Annotated in this window: 19 protein-coding genes and 1 other annotated feature; of the genes, 6 read left to right on the top strand and 13 right to left on the bottom strand. The window is 33.9% G+C overall.

Features of this window, described 5'->3' with window-relative positions:
- Positions 1–20: 20 nt before the first annotated feature.
- The 5 genes from rpsF to LQ693_RS01220 all read right to left on the bottom strand — a co-directional run bounded on the left by rpsF (position 21) and on the right by LQ693_RS01220 (position 3543).
- Positions 21–314, bottom strand: coding sequence for a 30S ribosomal protein S6 (rpsF, locus tag LQ693_RS01200; protein ID WP_025906202.1), 294 nt, complete (start codon positions 312–314; stop codon positions 21–23).
- A gap of 171 nt (positions 315–485) precedes the next feature.
- Entirely contained in the window at positions 486–1586 is a 1101-nt protein-coding gene (gene ychF, locus LQ693_RS01205) for a redox-regulated ATPase YchF (RefSeq protein WP_119489105.1), read from the bottom strand.
- 3 nt (positions 1587–1589) lie between these two features.
- Positions 1590–1787 carry a DUF951 domain-containing protein gene (locus LQ693_RS01210; protein ID WP_025906204.1) on the bottom strand — a complete coding sequence of 66 codons (198 nt, stop codon included), beginning with the start codon at positions 1785–1787 and terminating at the stop codon, positions 1590–1592.
- A 23-nt stretch (positions 1788–1810) separates the two neighbouring features.
- Positions 1811–2695, bottom strand: coding sequence for a mechanosensitive ion channel family protein (locus LQ693_RS01215; RefSeq protein WP_078099956.1), 885 nt, complete (start codon positions 2693–2695; stop codon positions 1811–1813).
- 11 nt (positions 2696–2706) lie between these two features.
- Complete coding sequence (locus tag LQ693_RS01220; protein WP_107565142.1) at positions 2707–3543, bottom strand: ParB/RepB/Spo0J family partition protein; 837 nt, start codon at positions 3541–3543, stop codon at positions 2707–2709.
- Positions 3544–3723: 180 nt separating this feature from the next.
- Positions 3724–4034, top strand: a binding site (T-box leader).
- 77 nt (positions 4035–4111) lie between these two features.
- On the opposite strand from LQ693_RS01220, the gene LQ693_RS01225 reads away from it, so the two are divergent.
- Genes LQ693_RS01225 through LQ693_RS01245 form a run of 5 tightly spaced genes read left to right on the top strand, consistent with a single transcriptional unit; the run spans position 4112 to position 11185 of the window.
- Positions 4112–5218, top strand: a complete 1107-nt coding sequence (locus LQ693_RS01225) for a PLP-dependent transferase (protein WP_037589454.1) — start codon at positions 4112–4114, stop codon at positions 5216–5218.
- Positions 5215–6387: a cystathionine beta-lyase MetC gene (gene metC / locus LQ693_RS01230; protein ID WP_037589456.1), complete on the top strand. Its 1173-nt coding sequence runs from the start codon at positions 5215–5217 to the stop codon at positions 6385–6387. The genes LQ693_RS01225 and metC overlap by 4 nt, the downstream gene beginning before the upstream one ends.
- A complete protein-coding gene (locus LQ693_RS01235) occupies positions 6344–8182 on the top strand; it encodes a bifunctional homocysteine S-methyltransferase/methylenetetrahydrofolate reductase (protein WP_239702944.1) in 1839 nt (612 codons plus the stop codon). Before metC ends, LQ693_RS01235 begins: the two co-directional genes overlap by 44 nt.
- Positions 8176–10425, top strand: a complete 2250-nt coding sequence (gene metE, locus LQ693_RS01240) for a 5-methyltetrahydropteroyltriglutamate--homocysteine S-methyltransferase (RefSeq protein WP_107565144.1) — start codon at positions 8176–8178, stop codon at positions 10423–10425. The genes LQ693_RS01235 and metE overlap by 7 nt, the downstream gene beginning before the upstream one ends.
- 16 nt (positions 10426–10441) lie before the next feature.
- The gene (locus LQ693_RS01245) at positions 10442–11185 is read left to right on the top strand and encodes a cyclase family protein (protein ID WP_025906211.1); all 744 of its coding nucleotides are present in this window, start codon (positions 10442–10444) and stop codon (positions 11183–11185) included.
- A gap of 110 nt (positions 11186–11295) precedes the next feature.
- On the opposite strand, the gene LQ693_RS01250 is transcribed toward LQ693_RS01245, so the two are convergent.
- From LQ693_RS01250 to rpmH, 8 genes are all read right to left on the bottom strand, one after another.
- Positions 11296–12750 carry a carbon starvation CstA family protein gene (locus LQ693_RS01250; protein WP_025906212.1) on the bottom strand — a complete coding sequence of 485 codons (1455 nt, stop codon included), beginning with the start codon at positions 12748–12750 and terminating at the stop codon, positions 11296–11298.
- Positions 12751–12901: 151 nt separating this feature from the next.
- Positions 12902–13741, bottom strand: coding sequence for a nucleoid occlusion protein (noc, locus tag LQ693_RS01255; protein ID WP_025906213.1), 840 nt, complete (start codon positions 13739–13741; stop codon positions 12902–12904).
- Positions 13742–13781: 40 nt separating this feature from the next.
- On the bottom strand, positions 13782–14501 hold the full coding sequence (gene rsmG / locus LQ693_RS01260; RefSeq protein WP_107572666.1) for a 16S rRNA (guanine(527)-N(7))-methyltransferase RsmG: 720 nt from the start codon (positions 14499–14501) through the stop codon (positions 13782–13784).
- Position 14502: 1 nt separating this feature from the next.
- Positions 14503–16377, bottom strand: coding sequence for a tRNA uridine-5-carboxymethylaminomethyl(34) synthesis enzyme MnmG (gene mnmG, locus LQ693_RS01265; RefSeq protein ID WP_107572667.1), 1875 nt, complete (start codon positions 16375–16377; stop codon positions 14503–14505).
- A 15-nt stretch (positions 16378–16392) separates the two neighbouring features.
- Positions 16393–17772, bottom strand: a complete 1380-nt coding sequence (gene mnmE, locus LQ693_RS01270) for a tRNA uridine-5-carboxymethylaminomethyl(34) synthesis GTPase MnmE (protein WP_025906217.1) — start codon at positions 17770–17772, stop codon at positions 16393–16395.
- A 113-nt stretch (positions 17773–17885) separates the two neighbouring features.
- Positions 17886–18683: an RNA-binding cell elongation regulator Jag/EloR gene (gene jag, locus LQ693_RS01275; protein WP_025906219.1), complete on the bottom strand. Its 798-nt coding sequence runs from the start codon at positions 18681–18683 to the stop codon at positions 17886–17888.
- Positions 18684–18712: 29 nt separating this feature from the next.
- A complete protein-coding gene (rnpA, locus tag LQ693_RS01280) occupies positions 18713–19057 on the bottom strand; it encodes a ribonuclease P protein component (protein WP_025906220.1) in 345 nt (114 codons plus the stop codon).
- 97 nt (positions 19058–19154) lie between these two features.
- Complete coding sequence (rpmH, locus tag LQ693_RS01285; protein WP_016999186.1) at positions 19155–19292, bottom strand: 50S ribosomal protein L34; 138 nt, start codon at positions 19290–19292, stop codon at positions 19155–19157.
- A gap of 551 nt (positions 19293–19843) precedes the next feature.
- Here rpmH and dnaA point away from each other — a divergent pair.
- Positions 19844–21184: a chromosomal replication initiator protein DnaA gene (gene dnaA, locus LQ693_RS01290; protein ID WP_025906224.1), complete on the top strand. Its 1341-nt coding sequence runs from the start codon at positions 19844–19846 to the stop codon at positions 21182–21184.
- Positions 21185–21337: the final 153 nt, after the last annotated feature.

Below are 21337 nucleotides of genomic sequence, written 5' to 3' on the forward strand. Positions count from 1 at the left end.
CCCCCATTTTATAAGTTAAATTATTTTTCTTCTTCGCGTACTACGATGTGACGAATGATATCATCAGAGATTTTTGCTAAACGATCAAATTCACTGATAGCTTCGTCATTTTCAGACTTAACTCTAACGATGTTGTAGAAACCTTCTGTGAAGTCTTGGATTTCATAAGCTAAACGACGTTTACCCCAATCCTTTTCTTCGATGATTTCTGAACCGTTTGAAGATAAGATTCCTTTAAAACGCTCAACGACAGCTTTTCTAGCTTCGTCTTCGATATTTGGACGTACTACGTACATTACTTCATATGTTCTCATCAATTTACACCTCCTTGTGGTCTATGCGGCCTAATAACTCAGTATTAAGCAAGGAATAATTTTCATTACTCACAATCAAGAATTATAGCATAGAGTATTACTTTTTACAATCTTTTTCTCATTGATATCAAAGAAAAAGCCAATAGTGCATAAACACTACTGGCCTTTATCTTACACATTAAATCTAAAGTGTACAACGTCTCCGTCTTTCATTAGGTATTCTTTACCTTCTAATCTTACTTTACCCGCTTCTTTAGCACCGTTCATGCCGTTATTTGCTAATAAATCATCATAACTTACGGTTTCTGCTCTTATAAAGCCTCTTTCGAAGTCTGTATGGATGATACCGGCACATTGTGGTGCTGTCATGCCTTCTTTAAATGTCCAAGCTCTTACTTCTTGTTCACCTGCTGTAAAGTATGTTGCTAATCCTAATAAGTTATATGATGCGCGGATTAATTTGTCTAATCCTGCTTCTTCTACGCCTAAATCTTCTAAGAACATTTCGCGGTCTTCGTCATCTAATGTTGCTAATTCTTCTTCGATTTTTGCTGAAATAACGATAACTTGTGAACCTTCGTTACTTGCATATTCTTCGATTTTTTGTACGTATTCGTTATCTTCTGGGCTTGCTACTTCGTCTTCTGCTACGTTTGCTACATATAACATTGGTTTAGAAGTGAGTAAGCTTAAATGTTTCACGATTGCTTTTTCTTCTAGTGTGAATTCTAAACTTCTTACTGGATTATTGTTTTCTAATGTTTCTTTAATTTTTGCTAATACTTTTTCTTCTGCTACGGCATCTTTATCTTTTTGTTTTGCCATTTTTGCTACTCTTTCATAGCGTTTTTCAACTGATTCTAAGTCTGCTAATACTAATTCCATATTAATAACTTCGATATCATCTATTGGATCTACTTTTCCTGATACGTGTGTAACATTTTCATCAACAAATGCACGTACGACTTGGCAAATCGCATCTACTTCACGGATATGTGATAAGAATTTATTTCCTAATCCTTCACCTTTAGATGCACCTTTAACAATACCTGCAATATCTGTAAATTCGAATGCTGTTGGTACAGTTTTCTTAGGTTTTACTAATTTCGTTAATTCTTGTAAACGATGGTCTGGTACTTCTACAATCCCTACATTAGGGTCGATTGTTGCGAAAGGATAGTTCGCTGCAAGTGCTCCTGCTTTCGTAATTGCGTTAAATAATGTTGATTTACCTACGTTTGGTAATCCTACTATGCCAGCTGTTAATGCCATATTTTATTCACCTTGTCCTTTTACTAATATTTTTTTAATTTTTTTATTAAACTCTTGTCTTGGTAGCATGATACTACGAGAACATTCTTCACATTTTATTCTAACATCTGCACCAAGTCTGATAATTTTAAATCTATTATACCCACATGCGTGTTGTTTTTTCATTTCAACGATATCATTTAACTCATATGATTTGATCATATTTTTGCCTCCCGATTAGATGATTATTGAATGTTATTTGGATTATAAGAAACCATTGTTGGAATTGGCGCTTGAATACCTTCTTTATCAAAGAATGATTTCACTTCTCTTCTTAAGATTCTAGCACCTGATGCATGTTCATTTGGTTCTGTTTCCCCTGCTATTTTAATCGTTGCTTCCCCTGCTGTCACAGTTTCTACACCTAAAATTTCAGGATCTTTAATGAAAATTTCATATCTTTCTTTAACTGTTGGTAAAAATTCATTTAACTTATTTTCAACTTCATCTAAATCTTCTTTAATAGATACAGGTATTTCTACGATAGCCATACCGTTGTGAATTGAGAAGTTTACGATCTCATTCATTGTACCATTAGGAAGAATCGTTAAATCACCAGCAAATGATAAAATTCTTGTAGATCTCATTCCTATTGATTGTACAGTACCTTCCGCAACAGTGGTACCTGTTGTATTAATTTTTACATAGTCGCCAACATCAAATTGATTTTCGAAAATAATAAAGAAGCCCGTAATGACATCTTTTACTAAAGTTTGTGCACCGAAACCAATTGCTAAGCCTACCACACCGGCACCAGCGATAATACTTTCAACTCTTATGCCTAAATTGCTTAAAATGGTTGTCGCAACTATAAACCATACGACATAGGAAATAACATTTTGTAGTAAGTTAACCATTGTTTTAGCGCGCTTGTTAGACTTCCCTACCCTCTTAGTTCCGTATTTCGTTGTAAAGAATTTCTCTACGACTTTATGAAGGACTTTAATAATGACGTAAGCTAATACAATGTAGAATATGCCAATTAATATTTGTTCTATCCACTTCTGCCAATTTTCTGGATCCATAAACGGGTCTATCAATTTATGGATGATGTTCATAATCTTATTCACTTTTACACCTCTTATTCATCTAGCAATAATTCTAATATTCTCTTATATTCATCTTCAGAATTAAATTCAAGAGAAATTTTACCTGCTTTTTTAGTCTTAGAAATATCAATATTTGTTCCAAATTTTTCTTTTAATCGATATTCATGTTTAACTAAGAAATTAGGTTTCGGTTGTTTCGTTTTCTTTTTCTTGTCTTGGCCTTGAGCATTTAACTGTTTAATATATTCTTCTAATGCTCTAACACTCATATGTTCTTTTACAACTTTTTTAGCCACTTGATCTAATTGATGTTTCTTATCTAAACCAAGTAATGTTCTACCATGTGCACTCGATATTTTTTCTTCGTTGATTAATTTTTTTACACTTGGTGGTAAGTTCAGCAACCTTAAAACATTTGCAATGTATGATCTTGATTTCCCTAATCTATCTGCTACGTCTTGTTGTTTTAAGTTCAGTTCTTCCATCATCGTTGCATAACTTTTTGCTTCTTCTAGAGGTTTTAAATTTTCACGTTGAAGATTCTCTATAATAGCAAGTTCTAACATTTCTTCATCAGTTAAATTTTTTATGATTGCCGGTACTGAATCTTTGTTAGCTAATTGACTTGCTCTAAATCTTCTTTCACCTACAACGATGTCGTAACCCTTTATCGTTTCTCTTACGACGATAGGTTGTAACACACCATGCTGTGAAATCGACTGCGTTAAATCTCTCAAAGCTTCTTCATCAAAATAATCTCTCGGTTGATACGGATTCCTTCTTAATTTTTCTAAAGGAAGTTCAACAATTTTATCATGACTATGGTTATAAGAAATCTTATCTGTTAAGGCTTGATTTCTTTCTTTCATTTCATCACCACGTTATTTATTCTCGTATGTTTCACGTAAAACATCCAAATTAGATTATAACAATTTTGAAAGATATATGCACAAAAGAAAAGTTGAGTGATAAATTAAAATATTCAGAAAAGTTGTTGACAAAAAAATATACGCATAGTATTGTGTAATATATCAACAACGAAAACAAATAAAATCACGATAAAAAGGAAAGTAAATCTTACACTGCAATCATCAGAGAGTTCCCATTTGCTGAAAGGGAACATTGAAAGAAAGATTGAAAATGGCCTTGGAGTGGTGGCATCGATATTGAGGTGTCAACGGGATCGCCCGTTATAGCGATACAGTATTAAAGTCTCTTTAGCGATGATGGCGTACTGGAATTTGTTCACCAATTTTACTGCCATTATATCTTCTTGTAAGAGACTCGTACTTATAGAGGTAATGTCAGTAATGTCATTGCGAACAAAGGTGGTACCGCGAGCTAAGCTTTCGTCCTTTACATCCGATTTATTTCGGGTTTAAAGGACGGAAGCTTTTTTTATTTTTATTTTTTAATTCATTAGGGAGGAAGGCTATTATGAAATCTACTCAACTCGCTCAAATTTCATTAACTAAAGACCATACCGGGGCAACTACAAACCCAATTTATCTTTCAACAGCCTATCAACATGAAAAATTAGGGTGTTCAACTGGCTTTGATTATACAAGAACGAAAAATCCAACTCGCTCAAACTTTGAAGAGGCATTTGCCAAACTTGAAGGTGGTAAATACTCATTTGCAACTTCAAGCGGTATGGCTAGTATCCAATTAGTTTGTAACTTATTTAAACCAAATGATGAAATCTTAGTGTCATTCGACTTATATGGCGGCACATTTAGACTATTTGAATTTTACGAAAAACAATACAACATCAAATTTAAGTACATTGATTTTTCAAATATTGATGAAGTAAACGCATCGATTAATGAACATACACGCGCATTCTTTATTGAACCCATTTCAAATCCGTTAATGTTCTCAGTAGACTTAAATCCTTTATATGAAATTGCACAAGCAAGAAATATATTAACGATTATCGATAACACATTCTTAACACCATACTTATCAACACCATTAAAAGATGGTGCTGACATCGTCTTACATTCTGCTACAAAGTACATAAGTGGTCATAATGATGTGTTAGCAGGCATTGTCACTGTATCAGATGATTACTTAGGTGAAGTACTTGGCCAATTTCATAATATGATCGGTGCAACACTCTCACCATTCGATAGTTATTTATTACTGAGAGGCTTAAAGACATTACATTTACGACTTGACCGTTCTACTGAAAATGCTCAAAAGTTAGCACAATCACTACAATCTGTTGAAAGCATTGATGAAGTCCTTTACTCAGGTCAAACCGGAATGTTAAGTATCCGTTTAAACAATGCATATAGCGTTGATAGCTTCTTACAAAATATTAAATTATGTATATTTGCTGAAAGTCTTGGCGGGACTGAAACATTTATCACATTCCCATATACACAAACACATGTAGATATGGCAGATGAAGAAAAAGATAAACGCGGTATAGATGAATATTTACTCCGTTTATCTATTGGAATAGAAGATTATGAAGATATTTACGAAGACATACTACAAGCCTTAAAAAATTCAAGAAAAGAAGGAGTGTCAATATGAGCTATTCAAAAGAAACGTCTTTAATATTGGATTCCACTAGAGGTAACGAACACTTATCAAGCAATCAACCATTATATTATTCATCCACTTATCATCAAGAAACTTTAGGTGGCAATCAAGAATTTGATTATGCACGCAGTGGTAACCCTAATAGAAAGTTACTTGAAGAAAAGTTAGCAGATTTAGAAGGCGGTAATTATGGATTTGCATTTAGTTCAGGAATTGCTGCAATAACAGCTGTCTTCTTAACATTGAAACCTGGAGACCACGTGATTCTTCCAGATGATGTTTACGGTGGAACGTTCAGACTAACAGAGCAAATTCTTAAGAAATTCGAAATAGAATTTACAACTGTCGATCAAACAGACTTACAAAATATCAAAGAAGCTGTTCAAGAAAATACGAAACTGATCTATGTTGAAACACCTTCTAACCCACTCTTTAAAGTGACAGATATTGATGGTGTTAGCCAAATTGCACGTAAACACGACGCACTATTAGCTGTCGATAATACATTTATGACACCGTTAGGACAATCACCATTGAAACTAGGTGCTGACATCGTCGTTCATTCAGCTACAAAATTCTTAGGCGGTCACAGTGACCTCATAGCTGGCGCAGTAGTTGTGAATGATCCAGAACTTAAAAATGAAATTTATCTTATTCAGAATGGTACAGGTTCAGGATTAAGCGTTTATGATTCTTGGACACTTGCTAAACATTTAAAGACATTACCAATTAGATTTAAACAATCTGTTTATAATACAGAACAAATTTATAGATATTTAATCGATAATGAAGCAATTGAAACAGTCTATTATCCAATCACAAATGACACACATTTAAGACAAGCTAAAAATGGCGGTGCCGTGCTCGGATTCAGACTTAAAGATGAATCAAAAGCACAAGCATTTGTTGACCATCTTAATATCCCACTTGTATCTGTAAGCTTAGGTGGTGTAGAAACGATTCTTTCTCACCCAGCTACAATGAGTCACGCAGCCATCCCTGAAGAAGTGAGAGCTGAACGTGGTATCACTAACGGATTATTTAGATTGTCAGTCGGCTTAGAAGATGTCAAAGAATTGATCACAGATATCGATTGGGCATTAAAGGAGGCTACATATGAGTCTAAAAGAAGCGTTAAAGAACCAAATTTTAGTAGCTGACGGAGCAATTGGAACCATCCTCTACTCTGAAGGATTGGATACTTGTCCAGAAAGTTATAATTTGACACACCCTAACAAGATAGAACAAATTCACCGTTCTTATATTGAAGCTGGTGCAGATATTATTCAAACAAACACGTACGGTGCAAATTTTGAGAAGCTTCAAGATTTTAATTTAGAACATCGCGTAAAAGAAATTCATCGTGAAGCTGTTCAAATCGCTAAAAGAGCGAGCAACGATCATACGTTTATTCTAGGTACGGTAGGCGGTTTTCGTAATATCAAAAAGAGTAACTTATCAATTGAAGCCATTCAATATCACACAGAGATTCAAATTGAAACACTTGTTAATGAAGGTGTAGATGGTATTTTATTTGAAACATACTACGATTTAGAAGAATTACTTGCTGTCTTAAAAGATACAAAAGCAAGATACGACATTCCGATTATTGCTCAACTAACAGCTAGTAACACAAATTATTTGAGAAATGGCACACCTATACCAGATGCATTAGAAACATTAGTAAAAGCCGGTGCAGATGTCGTTGGTTTAAATTGTCATCACGGTCCATACCATATGATTAAGACATTTAAACATATTGACTTACCTGATCATGCTTACCTTTCATGTTATCCAAATGCAAGTTTGCTGGATTTAGAAGACAACGACTTGAAATACAATAACAACTCAGATTACTTTTCAGATGCAGCTAAAGAGCTCGTTAACCAAGGCGTAAGATTAATAGGTGGATGTTGTGGTACAACACCAGAACATATTAAAAAAATAAAGAATGTCGTCAAAGATTTAAAGCCTATCAAGCACAAAAATGTTATACCAATCGAAACAAAACAGTACAAAAGGCAAAATAAAGAAGAACCTAGTATTAAAGAGCTTGTTCAACAAAGACCAACCGTCATTGTTGAATTAGATACACCTAAACATTTAGATACGAATAAATTTTTCGATGGGATACAAGCACTTGAAGATGCAGGTGTAGATGCGGTCACACTTGCTGACAATTCACTAGCGAGCGTGAGGATTTCTAACATTGCCGCAGCAAGTATCATTAAACAAAAGTATAAAATTAGACCACTCGTACACTTAGCTTGCCGTGATAGAAACTTAATCGGCTTGCAATCTCACCTAATGGGACTTTCGTTACTTGGCATTAATGACATATTAACGATTACGGGTGACCCTTCTAAAGTGGGGAATTTCCCAGGCGCAACAAGTGTATTCGACGTTAATTCTAGCGGATTAGCTGAAATCATTACTCAGTTCAATCAAGGTATAAACGCCGATGGAGATACATTGAGAAGCAATACCAACTTCTCTGTTGCAGGTGCATTCAATCCAAATGTAAGACGACTAGAACCAGCAGTCAAAAGATTAGAAAAAAAGATTGAATCTGGCATGGAATACTTTATTACACAACCGATTTATGAACCTGAAAAAGTTAAAGAAATATATGAAGCAACTAAACATATAGACGCCCCGATTTTCATTGGTATTATGCCAATTACGAATTACAATAACGCACTCTTCTTACACAACGAAGTACCTGGTATTAAACTATCAGATACAGTGCTAAACGCCTTTGAAAAAGTCAAAGACGACAGTGATGCAACAAGAGAACTCAGTATTAATTTGAGTAAACAATTGATTGATGCAGTACACCAATATTTTAATGGCCTGTACTTAGTTACACCATTTTTAAAATATGATTTAACAGTTGAATTAGCAAATTATTCAAAACTAAAAACTGGAACACAAACCAAGGAGGCAATATTATGACAATTAAAACATCAAATTTAGGATTCCCAAGACTAGGTAAGAAAAGAGAATGGAAAAAAGCCATCGAAAGTTACTGGGCTAAAAAAATAGATAAAGCCGAATTAGATCAAACGTTGCAGGATTTACACAAAGAAATTTTAACAATTCAGAAAGACCATCACGTTGATCATATCCCTACTGGTGATTTCTCACTATATGATCACGTGTTAGATACATCATTACTATTTAACATCATTCCAGAACGTTTCCAAGGACGTCCTGTAGATGACGATTTATTATTCGATATTGCACGTGGTAACAAAGATCATGTTGCAAGTGCGTTAATCAAATGGTTCAACACAAACTATCACTACATCGTACCTGAATGGGACAACGTGTCACCTCAATTAAATAACAATGTATTACTTGAGAAATTCAATTTCTCTAAAGAAGTTGGTGTAACATCTCACCCAGTTATTCTTGGTCCTGTTACCTACGTAGCATTATCTAAAGGTGGAGACCAAAGTTTCGATGAAAAAGTAAGAACACTTTTACCATTATATAAAGAAGTATTCGAGCAATTAACTGAAGCAGGCGCTGAATACATCCAAGTAGATGAGCCAATTCTCGTAACAGACGGTGCAGCTGATCTTCAAGATATTACGAAAGAAGCATATGAATTCTTTAACGAAGCGGCACCTACTGCGAAACTTGTCTTACAAACATATTTCGAACGTGTAGATTTAAACTTTGTTGGTCAATTACCAGTCTATGGATTCGGTTTAGACTTTGTACATGACAATGGATTTAACTTACAACAAATCAAAGATGGCTTATTCCCTAAAGAAAAAGCTTTATTCGCTGGTATCGTTGATGGTAGAAACGTTTGGTCTACTAATATTGAAGAGAAGAAAGCTTTAATCGAAACATTACAATCTTATACAGATGAATTAGTGATTCAACCATCTTCTTCATTATTACATGTACCAGTTACTTTAGAAGAAGAAACATTAGACGACTCAGTTCGTGAAGGCTTAAGCTTTGCGACTGAAAAATTAGACGAACTATATGCTTTAAAACAATTATTTAACGAAAATGATGACACTTTATATAACGAATTAAAAGCACAATATGAACGCTTTGAAAGTCAGTCATTCAAACAATTAGAATATGACTATGATTCAGTTAAATCAGAACGTACTACACCATTTAAAGAAAGAAAAGTCTTACAAGATCAAGTATTAAATTTACCAGACTTACCAACAACAACGATTGGTTCATTCCCTCAATCAAGAGAAGTACGTAAATACCGTGCTGATTGGAAAAACAATCGTATTTCAGATGAAAAATACGAAGAGTTCGTACAAAATGAAATTAAACGTTGGATTGAAATTCAAGAAGAAATTGGATTAGACGTATTAGTACACGGTGAATTTGAACGTAATGACATGGTTGAATTCTTCGGTGAAAAGCTAAACGGATTCTTAGTAACTAAGTTTGGTTGGGTTCAATCATATGGTTCTCGTGCCGTTAAGCCACCAATCATTTACGGAGATGTTAAATGGACAGCACCATTAACAGTTAAAGAGACATTATATGCTCAAAGTTTAACTGACAAACCTGTTAAAGGTATGCTTACAGGTCCAGTTACGATCTTAAACTGGTCATTCGAACGTGTAGATATCCCACGTAGCGAAGTTCAAGATCAAATCGCATTAGCAATTAATGAAGAAGTTCTAGCACTTGAAGAAGCGGGTATTAAAGTCATCCAAGTAGACGAACCTGCATTGCGCGAAGGCTTACCATTACGTTCTGAATACCATGAAGATTATTTGAATAAAGCTGTACATTCATTCAGATTATCAACTTCTTCAGTACAAGATTCAACACAAATTCATACACATATGTGCTACTCACAATTTGGTCAAATCATCCATGCGATCAAATCATTAGATGCTGATGTTATCTCAATCGAAACTTCAAGAAGTCATGGTGACTTAATCAAAGACTTTGAAGATATCACATATGACTTAGGTATTGGTTTAGGTGTATATGATATTCATAGCCCTCGTATACCTACAGAAGAAGAAATTACAGTCGCAATCGATAGAGCACTTCAAGAAATTGACCGTTCTCTATTCTGGGTAAACCCTGACTGCGGATTGAAGACAAGACAAGAAGAAGAAGTAAAACAAGCTTTAACTGTATTAGTTAATTCAGTAGAAAAATTACGTCAAGACAATACAGTTAAACAACCTAACTAATAAATGAGGTGATGTTATGTCATATCCATTATGGAACACGCTAAATCAACTGAAAGAATATAAATGGGTAGATTTAACGCATACATTTGATTCAGAATCTCCACATTTTTCAGCTTTTGAAAATGCAGAAACAAAAACATTGTATAAAGTTAAAGACGACGGTTTCTTTGCCCAATCATGGCAATTTCCTACACAATATGGCACGCATATAGATGCACCGATACATTTTGTAGAGCATAAACGATATCTTCATGAACTCGGTTTACAAGAAACAGTCTTACCTTTAATCGTGTTAGATTTTTCAAAAGAAGTAGCCCAAGATTCAGATTTCAGACTAACTAAAGAACACATCCTTCAATGGGAATCTGAAAATGGACCAATTGAAAGTGGAACGTTTGTCGCATTTAGAAGTGACTGGTCAAAGAAATGGCCAGATAAAGAGCAATTTGAGAACAAAGACAAAGATGGTCATGAACATCTCCCAGGATGGTCATTAGACGCACTTAAATACTTGTTTGAAGAGAGAAAGATCAAGTCAATCGGACATGAAACATTTGATACTGATGCTTCAGTAGACATCCGTAAAAACAATGACATTGTCGGTGAACGATACGTACTTGGTTTAGATACTTTTCAAATAGAACTGTTAACCGGATTAGATGAACTACCGACACGTGGTTCAGTTATATTAGCCATTAGCCCTAAACCTAAAAATGCACCCGGATTCCCTGTCCGAGCATTTGCTATTACCCCTAAATAATAGCACTGCCATATGATATTTTTGAGCGAGTATCGTATGGCAGACTACCTTCCCTATATTAAATATATAAAAAGCACCTTTCGATGGAGATCGAAAGGTGCTTTTACTGTTTAATATTTAGATACGGGTGATCCTCCGATTTGATAATCTATTTCTATCGCATTTTCACTATTTTTACGATATAAATAATAGAAATACATAGACCATAAAATCGTCAAACCAGCTGATAACCAATAACTAAGCGATAAATCCATCCCAAATCCTATTGGTTGGCTTAATATATATGTGAATATATTCCACGTCATGAATAAAGCAGGTATTAAAGCGACATAGAAATTCTTTTTAGATAGTAATAAATACATAGCGCCTATCCATAGAGCGATAACAGCTGTTGTTTGGTTTGCCCATGAGAAGTATCTCCATAGTATTGTGAAGTCTACTCTCGTTAAAATAAAACTAATAACAAACATCGGTATCGCAATTGCGAAGCGATTCATTACTTTCTTCTGACCGAAATTAAAGTAGTCAGCCAAAATCATTCTCGCACTTCTAAATGAAGTATCACCACTTGTTATTGGTAATACAATAACACCTAATATCGCTAATGTTCCAAATACAGAACCTAATAACATAGTAGATGCCTCACTCACTACAAGCGCCGCTTCACCTTTCGCTAACACTTCTTGTAGACCACCATAGCCACCAAATAAACTCATAGCAGCTGCAGCCCAAATCATCGCAATAATACCTTCAGCAATCATCATGCCGTAAAATATTTTACGACCATTTTTCTCATTATTTGTCGTTCTAGAAATAATCGGTGATTGTGTCGCATGGAAACCAGATAAAGCACCACAAGTAATCGTAAAGAATAATAAAGGAAAAATAGGCGCCGAATCAGGATGCATATTTTTCAAAGTTAGTTCAGGAATTTCTGCACCAGTCATAATTAATCTTACAAAGATGCCTACTGCAGAAATCATCAAGATGAAACCAAATATCGGATAAACTTTACCAATAATTTTGTCGATAGGTAACACTGTAGATAAGAAATAATATAAGAAAATAACAAAGACAATAATACCTAAAGCCACTCTACCATCCATTAAAGAATGTAATAGTAATGCCGGACTGGTAACAAATACCGTACCTGTTAACAATAATAGTAATAGTGTAAAGACGTTCACGAGATGTCTCATCACATTACCTAAGAACTTACCAGCTAATTCAGGTAAATGAGCACCCTTATTACGTATAGAAATCATACCTGTTAAATAATCATGAACAGCACCAGCAAATATAGACCCTAATACTATCCAAATAAACGCAACAGGTCCATATAAAGCACCCATAATCGGTCCAAATATCGGTCCAACACCTGCAATATTTAACAATTGAATCAATGAGTTCTTATTTGTCGACATCGGAACAAAATCAATATTATCCCTTTGATCATGAGCAGGCGTCGGACGTTCATCCTTAACACCAAACATTTTTTCAATATACTTGCCATATGTAAAATAACCTATAACTAATAAAACGATAGAAACTAAAAATGTAATCATTAAAATCCCCCTTTTTAAATGAAAACGTTTACAGAAAAGTATAAATGAGTTTTTTACAAATAACAATAATATATCGGAAATTTACAGAAATTCTGTATGTAAACATAAAAAAAGAGTTTGGGATATAGTATATTATCCCAAACTCTATATATTATTTCTTCTTATAAACTTTAATTGTAATTTCATAGAAGTCTTTATGTTCTTCATCAATTCGCTTGATTTTAATACCCTCTTTTTCAACATTTTTAATGCTTTGCCCGAGTGTATCAAGTGCTTCTGTGATGTCTTGTTCGAATTGAAATTGTTTTGCTTTTACTTTTTCAGAGCCGCGTATTTTCTTAACGCGATCTTCTGTTTGTTTAACATTTAAGTTCTGAGATTGTATGGATGTTAAGACTTCTTGCTGCCCTTCATCATCTAAACCTAACAATGCTCTTGCATGTCTTTCTGTTATTTCACCTTTTTGTAATGAAATAATTATAGGCTCTGATAATTTTAACAGTCTTAATTTATTGGCTATAAATGATTGGCTCTTACCCATACTAACCGCTAAGTCATGTTGTGTAATGTCTTCTAAATCCAACAATTTCTTATAGGCTTCCGCTTCTTCTATAGCTGATAAATTTTCTCTTTGTATATTTTCAATCAGCGCAACGGCTGCTGTTTCTTTGTCATTTAATGGTTTAATAATAACTTCAGTTTCTGGTAAATCGTTATATTTCATTGCACGAAATCTTCGCTCACCTGCTATGATTTCATACATACCTTCTTCAATTGGACGAACAACAATAGGTTGTAATAATCCATGTTCTTTTATAGATTGTGCGAGTTCTTTAATTTTAGATTCATCGAATACTTTTCTCGGTTGATAACGGTTTGGCACTATTCTTTCTGTTGATACGACTGCCACATTACCTTCAGCTCGTGCTTCTTCTATGTGTTCTAATTCTTTGTCTTTAAGTCCAAATAATTTAGAAAAAGGCTTTTTCATCTCAATATACCTACTTTCGTTCATACATATTTCCCAGGAATTATTTTGTTAAAGGTTCTTTGTTTGGTGTTCCTGGCTTTCTTGGATACTTCTTAGGTGTTTGTCTTAATTTATCTATCGTAATGATCTGTCTCATACTTTCTTCAAGAGGTAGCGTAAATTCATGTACTGTTTTTACTTCTCCACCTAATACAGAAATTGCAAATTGTGCATCTTCTAACTCTTCATTACCTTGTGAGCCTTTTAATGCGACAAATTGACCGCCCTTTTCCACTAAAGGTAGACATAATTCACTTAATACAGATAATCGTGCTACTGCTCTTGCAGTTACAAGATCAAAGCTTTCACGATACTGTTGTGATTTACCGAATGTTTCTGCTCTATCATGTACAAAGTTTACTTGATCTAAGTCTAATGATGCAGCTAATTCATTTAAAAATTTAATTCTTTTATTTAATGAATCTACTATTGTAATTTGCAAGTGTGGATATACGATTTTTAAAGGGATGCTCGGAAATCCAGCGCCTGCTCCTACATCACAGATCGTTTCAATTTCATTAAAATCTATATAAAAGCTTGGTGTCACTGAATCAAAGAAGTGTTTCAAGTACACTTCTTCTTTTTCAGTAACTGCTGTTAAGTTAATTTTTTCGTTCCACTCTACTAACATCTCAAAGTATGTTTCGAATTGCTTAATTTGTTTATCTGTTAATGTTATACCAGATTCTTTTAACGTATCAATAAAAGTTTGTTCATTCATGTTAGTTCACCTTCTGAATTTTACCTTGTTCAATGTACACAAGTAAAATTGAAATATCTGCAGGGTTTACACCTGAAATACGAGAAGCTTGTGCAATATCAAGTGGTTTAACTTCTTTAAGTTTTTGACGAGCTTCAGTCGCTAAACTATTGATTGCATCATAATCGATATTTTCAGGAATTTTTTTATCTTCCATACGTTTCATTTTTTCAACTTGTGCTAATGATTTTTGGATATAACCTTCGTATTTCGTTTGAATTTCTACTTGTTCTTGTACATCTTCATCTACTGGTGAAGTTTCTTGTAAGATTTCCATAATAGCTGCGTAATCCATTTCTGGTCTACGTAATAAATCTAAAGCTAATATACCATCTTTAAGCGCTGTTCCACCGCGACTTTCGATAACACTTTGTGTATGTGCATTCGGTTTAATACGAATACCTCTTAATCTTTCTTGTTCAGCTGAAATTGCTTCACGTTTTTGATTAAATTTAGCGTAACGTTCTTCAGAAATCATACCAATTTCATAACCGATATCTGTCAGTCTTAAGTCTGCATTATCATGTCTTAATAATAGACGATGTTCCGCTCTAGAAGTTAATAAACGATATGGTTCGTTCGTACCTTTTGTAACTAAATCATCAATTAACACACCAATATAAGCATCTGAACGACGTAAAATAACGTTTTCTTTACCTAATACTTTACCAGCAGCGTTGATACCTGCCATTAAACCTTGTCCAGCCGCTTCTTCATATCCTGAAGTACCATTGATTTGACCAGCAGTAAATAAGTTTTTAACGACTTTCGTTTCAAGTGTTGGCCATAATTGTGTTGGTACAATTGCATCATATTCAATTGCGTAACCTGCACGCATCATGTCTGCTTTTTCAAGACCTGGAATTGTTTCTAACATTTTACGTTGAACATGTTCAGGTAAACTTGTTGATAGACCTTGTACATATACTTCTTGTGTCTTACGTCCTTCTGGCTCTAAGAACAATTGGTGTCTTGGTTTATCATTGAATCTTACAAATTTGTCTTCAATTGAAGGACAATATCTTGGACCTGTACCTTTAATCATACCTGAGTACATAGCAGATAAATGTAAGTTGTCATCGATTACTTTATGCGTTTGTTCATTTGTATATGTTAACCAACAAGGTAATTGATCTAAAATGTATTCTGTCGTTTCATAACTGAATGCACGCCCTACTTCATCACCTGGTTGAATTTCTGTTTTGCTGTAATCTATTGTATTACCATTCACACGTGGAGGTGTACCAGTCTTGAATCTCACGATATCAAAGCCTAATTCTTTCAAGTGTTCAGCTAATTTAATAGATGGCATTTGGTGGTTTGGACCACTTGAATATTTCAAGTTACCTAAAATAATTTCACCACGTAAAAATGTACCTGTCGTTAATACAACAGCATCCGCTTCATAAGTTGAGCCGATAACCATTTCTACACCTTTAACTTTATTATCTTCTATAATTAAACGTTCAACCATACCTTGCATAATATCAAGATTTGGTTCATCTTCAATCACACGTTTCATTTCTTCTTGATACAATACTTTATCTGCTTGTGCACGTAACGCTCTTACAGCTGGACCTTTACCAGTGTTTAACATACGCATTTGAATGTGTGTCTTATCGATTGTCTTAGCCATTTGACCACCAAGTGCATCGATTTCTCTTACAACAATCCCTTTAGCTGGACCACCAACTGATGGATTACATGGCATAAATGCTACACTATCAAGGTTAATTGTAAGCATTAATGTTTTTGCACCACGTCTTGCAGAAGCTAAACCAGCTTCTACACCTGCATGTCCAGCGCCGACAACAATAACGTCATATTTTTGTGTCAAAATTTTTCCTCCTTTTTATTTTCCGAGACAGAATTGACTAAACAGTTGGTCAATTAGTGAATCACTCGCTTCTTCACCAATTACTTCACCGAGCAATTCCCAAGTTTTGATTAAATCTATTTGTACGATATCTATAGGTACACCGTCTTCAGCAGATTGTATTGCATCATTTATAGATGTCTTAGCGTCTTTTAATAATGCAATATGTCTTGAATTTGAGACATATGTCATATCTTGTGCTTGTACTTGTCCACCAAAGAATAACTCTGAAATCTTCTGTTCAAGTTCTTCGATACCTTGTTGTTCAACCATAGAAGTTTGAACTAAAGGATGGTCACCTATCATTGCTTTTAATTCATCAATATCTAACTTTTGTTCTAAGTCCATTTTGTTAATAATTACAATCACATCTTCATCTTTAATGACATCAAATAGCTGATAGTCATTTTCCGTTAATGCTTCATTATAATTAAGAACAAATAAAATTAAATCTGCTTCTGATAAAGCTTTTCTCGATCTTTCTACACCTATTTTTTCTACGATGTCTTCTGTTTCACGAATTCCTGCAGTATCCACTAACCTTAATGGTACACCACGAACATTGACGTATTCTTCTAATACATCTCTTGTTGTACCAGCTACTTCAGTAACAATCGCTTTATTATCTTGAATCAAGTTGTTAAGCATGGAACTCTTACCTACATTCGGTTTCCCAACAATGACCGTTGATAGACCTTCTCGCATAATTTTACCTTGCTGGCCAGTTCTTAATAACTGATCAATTTCATTTTCAATATGCCTTGATTCTTTTAATAAGAATTTAGTCGTCGCTTCTTCTACGTCATCGTATTCAGGATAATCAATATTCACTTCTACTTGAGCGAGTATTTCTAATATAGACTGTCTTAAGCCTTTAATAAGACTGCTTAGACGTCCTTCCATCTGACCTAAGGCTACCTTCGATGCGCGTTCCGTCTTAGAACGGATGAAATCCATAACCGCTTCTGCTTGAGACAAGTCAATACGTCCGTGTAAGAATGCTCGTTTCGTAAACTCACCTGGTTCTGCCATTCTAGCACCGTTAGATAACGTTAACTCAAGTACGCGATTAACCGTTACTAAACCACCATGACAATTTATTTCAACGATGTCTTCTCTCGTAAAAGTCTTAGGTGCTTTCATGACAGCTACCATAACTTCTTCTACGACTTCATCAGTCTCAGGATCAATAATATGACCATAATTAATTGTATGTGATGCTACTTCAGTAATTTGTTTTTTACCTTTATATATACGATTAGCAATATTTAAGGCATCCGGACCACTTAATCGTACGATTGCTATTGCACCTTCACCCATAGGCGTTGAGATACTTGTAATTGTATCTAAATCCATGATATTCTCCTCCACCATTAATAACTATTCTATTGATTGTAAATGGTTTTGTAATATTTTTCGAATATATTGTTCGAAAAAATGCGGAGCGAGATGACTCACTCCGACTATTTTTATTTATTCTTAATGACTAAATATCGATGAGGTTCTCTTCCTTCAGAGTATGTTTCGATATTTTCAATTTTACTGACTGCTTGATGCATAATTTTACGTTCAAAGTTTGGCATAGGTTCTAATTTAACCGGTCTCTTTGTCTGAGTTGCTTTCTTAGCCATATTAACCGCCAACTTCTCTAACGTTTCTTTACGCTTTTCTCTATACGATTCGATATCTAATATAAGCGTATAATAACCTTTAACAAATTGATGCATATAATTTTGACCTACTATTTGTAAGGCGTTTAAAATTTGACCACGCTTACCTATTATATAAGCAGCATTGTTGGAAGTCATATTAATATAAATTGTATTAGACTTAATTTCATATGAACCATCTACATCAATATCCATTTCTCTTATGATATTAAGTACATAATCTAAAGTGTTTTGTGCCACTTCATTTAATGAATCTTTTTTCTGATTGCGATCTTCACGTATACCTGTTTCTGACTGAATATCTTTTTCTTCTATTATTGTGTCTTCTTGATGTGTCACTTCATCTGTTATTGGGCTATTATCCTCTTCGACCGACGCGTGACGATTTTTTAATGCTTCAATTGATTCAAACTGCTTAAGTTCTGGATCGATTACAGTTAATTCAATTTGTGCATCTTGTTTCATAAATCCAAAAATACCTTTTTTACCTTCATTAATAACATCAATTCTTACTTGTTGTTCTTGAACATTCAAATCTTCTAAACCTTGTTGTAGTGCTTGTTCTACTGATTGTCCTTCATAGCGCGATTTAAGCATGCTGCAACCTCCTAGTAATATATCAATACTTAGGGAATACGTTTATTAAAAACTTTAGCAATCTTCAATACATGCTCTAAACTCTTCTGTGTTTCGATGACTTTTAAATCAACAGCTTGGTTTCGAGCGATAACAATGATGTCTTTAGGAATAATATTTTCTTTATGATTCTTAAAACATTCTCTAATGGACCTTTTAATTCTATTTCTTGTCACAGCATTACCCATTTTCTTTGAAACACTTATACCTAATCTAAAGTGATCAAGATCATTTTCAGCTGTGTAAATAACAAATTGTCTATTAGCGACTGACTTACCTTTTTTATAAATTCTTTGAAAATCATTATTTTTCTTTATTCGATAAGCCTTTTCCACAAACATCCACTCCACAATACATCACTTAATTATTGTTTATTATACAAAACAATTCCTTCAATTAAAACAAAAAAAAGACCACTGCTCTTCAGTGATCTTAAGCTGATAATACTTTTCTACCTTTACGACGACGGCGAGCTAACACTTTACGGCCGTTTTTAGAACTCATACGTGCACGGAAACCGTGTACTTTACTATGTTTACGTTTATTTGGTTGATACGTACGTTTTACCATTTAAGAACACCTCCATTAATTATTCTTAACATCTAATTCTACATTAGATTATCATTTGTATGATATTCATTTATATTTATCAGAAGATTAGTTTCAAAATTATTTATACCATACGTGTGATTTGTCACAATTTCAATAACTACTAAACTATAACAAATCAGATTTTAAAAATCAAGAAGAAATTTACAACTTCTATTTATTAAGTTATCCACTTATTCACAATGCATAACCAACTTTTTGTGGATAAATTGATTAAGATTTATTCTTATTCACAATATAATCTCATCAAACTGCACATATTCACAGGTATTTGACAACTCGATTTGTTTAAAAGTATAATTGTGTGGATAAGTTATACAAAGCATTGATATTACTGTGATTATTTCATAAATATTTACGTGTAAAGATTGTGGACAAGAGAATTATAAAGTGTAGTTATCCACCGTTTGTGTGTAAGTTGTGGATAATAATTCACAGCCTGTGATTTTCTTTATCAACAATCTTATTTTATGTGTATAACTCAATAAATTTAAATGAGAAAGAGGACTTTTATGAATTCAAAAGAAGAAATTTGGGAGCAAGTGTTATCTATTGCTGAAGATCAAATCGCTTCTGCTGGTTATAATACATGGTTCAAAGGGACTTACTTACATCAAATTGATAGTAAGCGCGCAATAGTTGTTGCACAAAGTCCTTTTGTCGCTGAGTGGTTAACCAATAAATATCATGAACACGTCACAAACTTTATCTATGAAGTGATTGGAGACAAAGTTCAAGTTAAATTTATATCAGAAGAAGATTTACAAAGTGAAGATTTCACTGAACAGCCAGAAAAACCTAAAGAAACTGAAGCATATGAAGAAGTTACAAATAGTCAGCTGAACAGTAATAACACTTTTGATACATTCGTTATTGGACCTGGTAACCAGTTCCCGCATGCTGCTTCACTTGCAGTAGCTGAAGAACCAGCCAATGCTTATAATCCGCTTTTCATATATGGAGGCGTCGGTTTAGGAAAGACACATTTAATGCATGCAATTGGTCATTATGTGCTTGAACAAAATCCAAATGCTAACGTTCTATATACATCAAGCGAAAAATTCACAAATGAATTTATTAAGTCTATACGTATGAACGATACGGAAAGCTTTAGAGACAAGTATCGAAACATCGATGTGCTCTTAATAGATGACATTCAATTCATTCAAAAGAAAGAACAAACGCAAGAAGAATTCTTCCATACTTTTAATGATTTACATCAAAATAAAAAGCAAATTGTCATCTCAAGTGACCGTCCGCCTAAAGAAATTCCAACTTTAGAAGATCGTTTAAGAACACGTTTCGAATGGGGATTAATAGTAGATATTACGCCTCCTGACTTTGAGACGAGAATGGCTATTTTACAAAAGAAAATCGAAGAAGAAAACTTAGATATACCTGTTGAAGCTTTAACTTATATCGCTAATTCTATTCAATCTAATATACGTGAATTAGAAGGTGCTTTAACGAGAGTATTAGCATACTCCAAACTTAGAAATAAACCGATCAACACAGATTTAGTAGCAGAAGCGCTTAAAGATATTATTTCATCACCAAGATCAACTAAAATCACGATTCAAGACATTCAACAAGCGGTTAGTAAAATGTATAACGTTAGAATCGAAGACTTTGCTGCTAAGAAACGTACAAAATCAATTGCATATCCTAGACAAATCGCTATGTATCTATCAAGAGAACTTACTGATTTTTCATTACCTAAAATTGGTGAAGAATTTGGTGGACGAGATCATACAACTGTCATCCATGCACATGATAAAATTAAAAAAGATTTAGAAAATAATCAAGAACTTAAAAATGATTTAGAACAACTAGAAAAACAAATCCGTGGATAATGTGGATAAGTTGTGCACAGTCATACACAGTTTATCAACATGTGAATAACTTTTATATCGCTATTTAAAGCGGGTTATCCACCAATCCACAGCCCCTATGACTATTACTATGATTTTAAAAGATATATAATTAAATATATAACGACTGGAAGG

The organism is Mammaliicoccus sp. B-M6 (genome assembly GCF_022386965.1).
Taxonomy (GTDB): Bacteria; Bacillota; Bacilli; order Staphylococcales; family Staphylococcaceae; genus Mammaliicoccus; species Mammaliicoccus sciuri_A.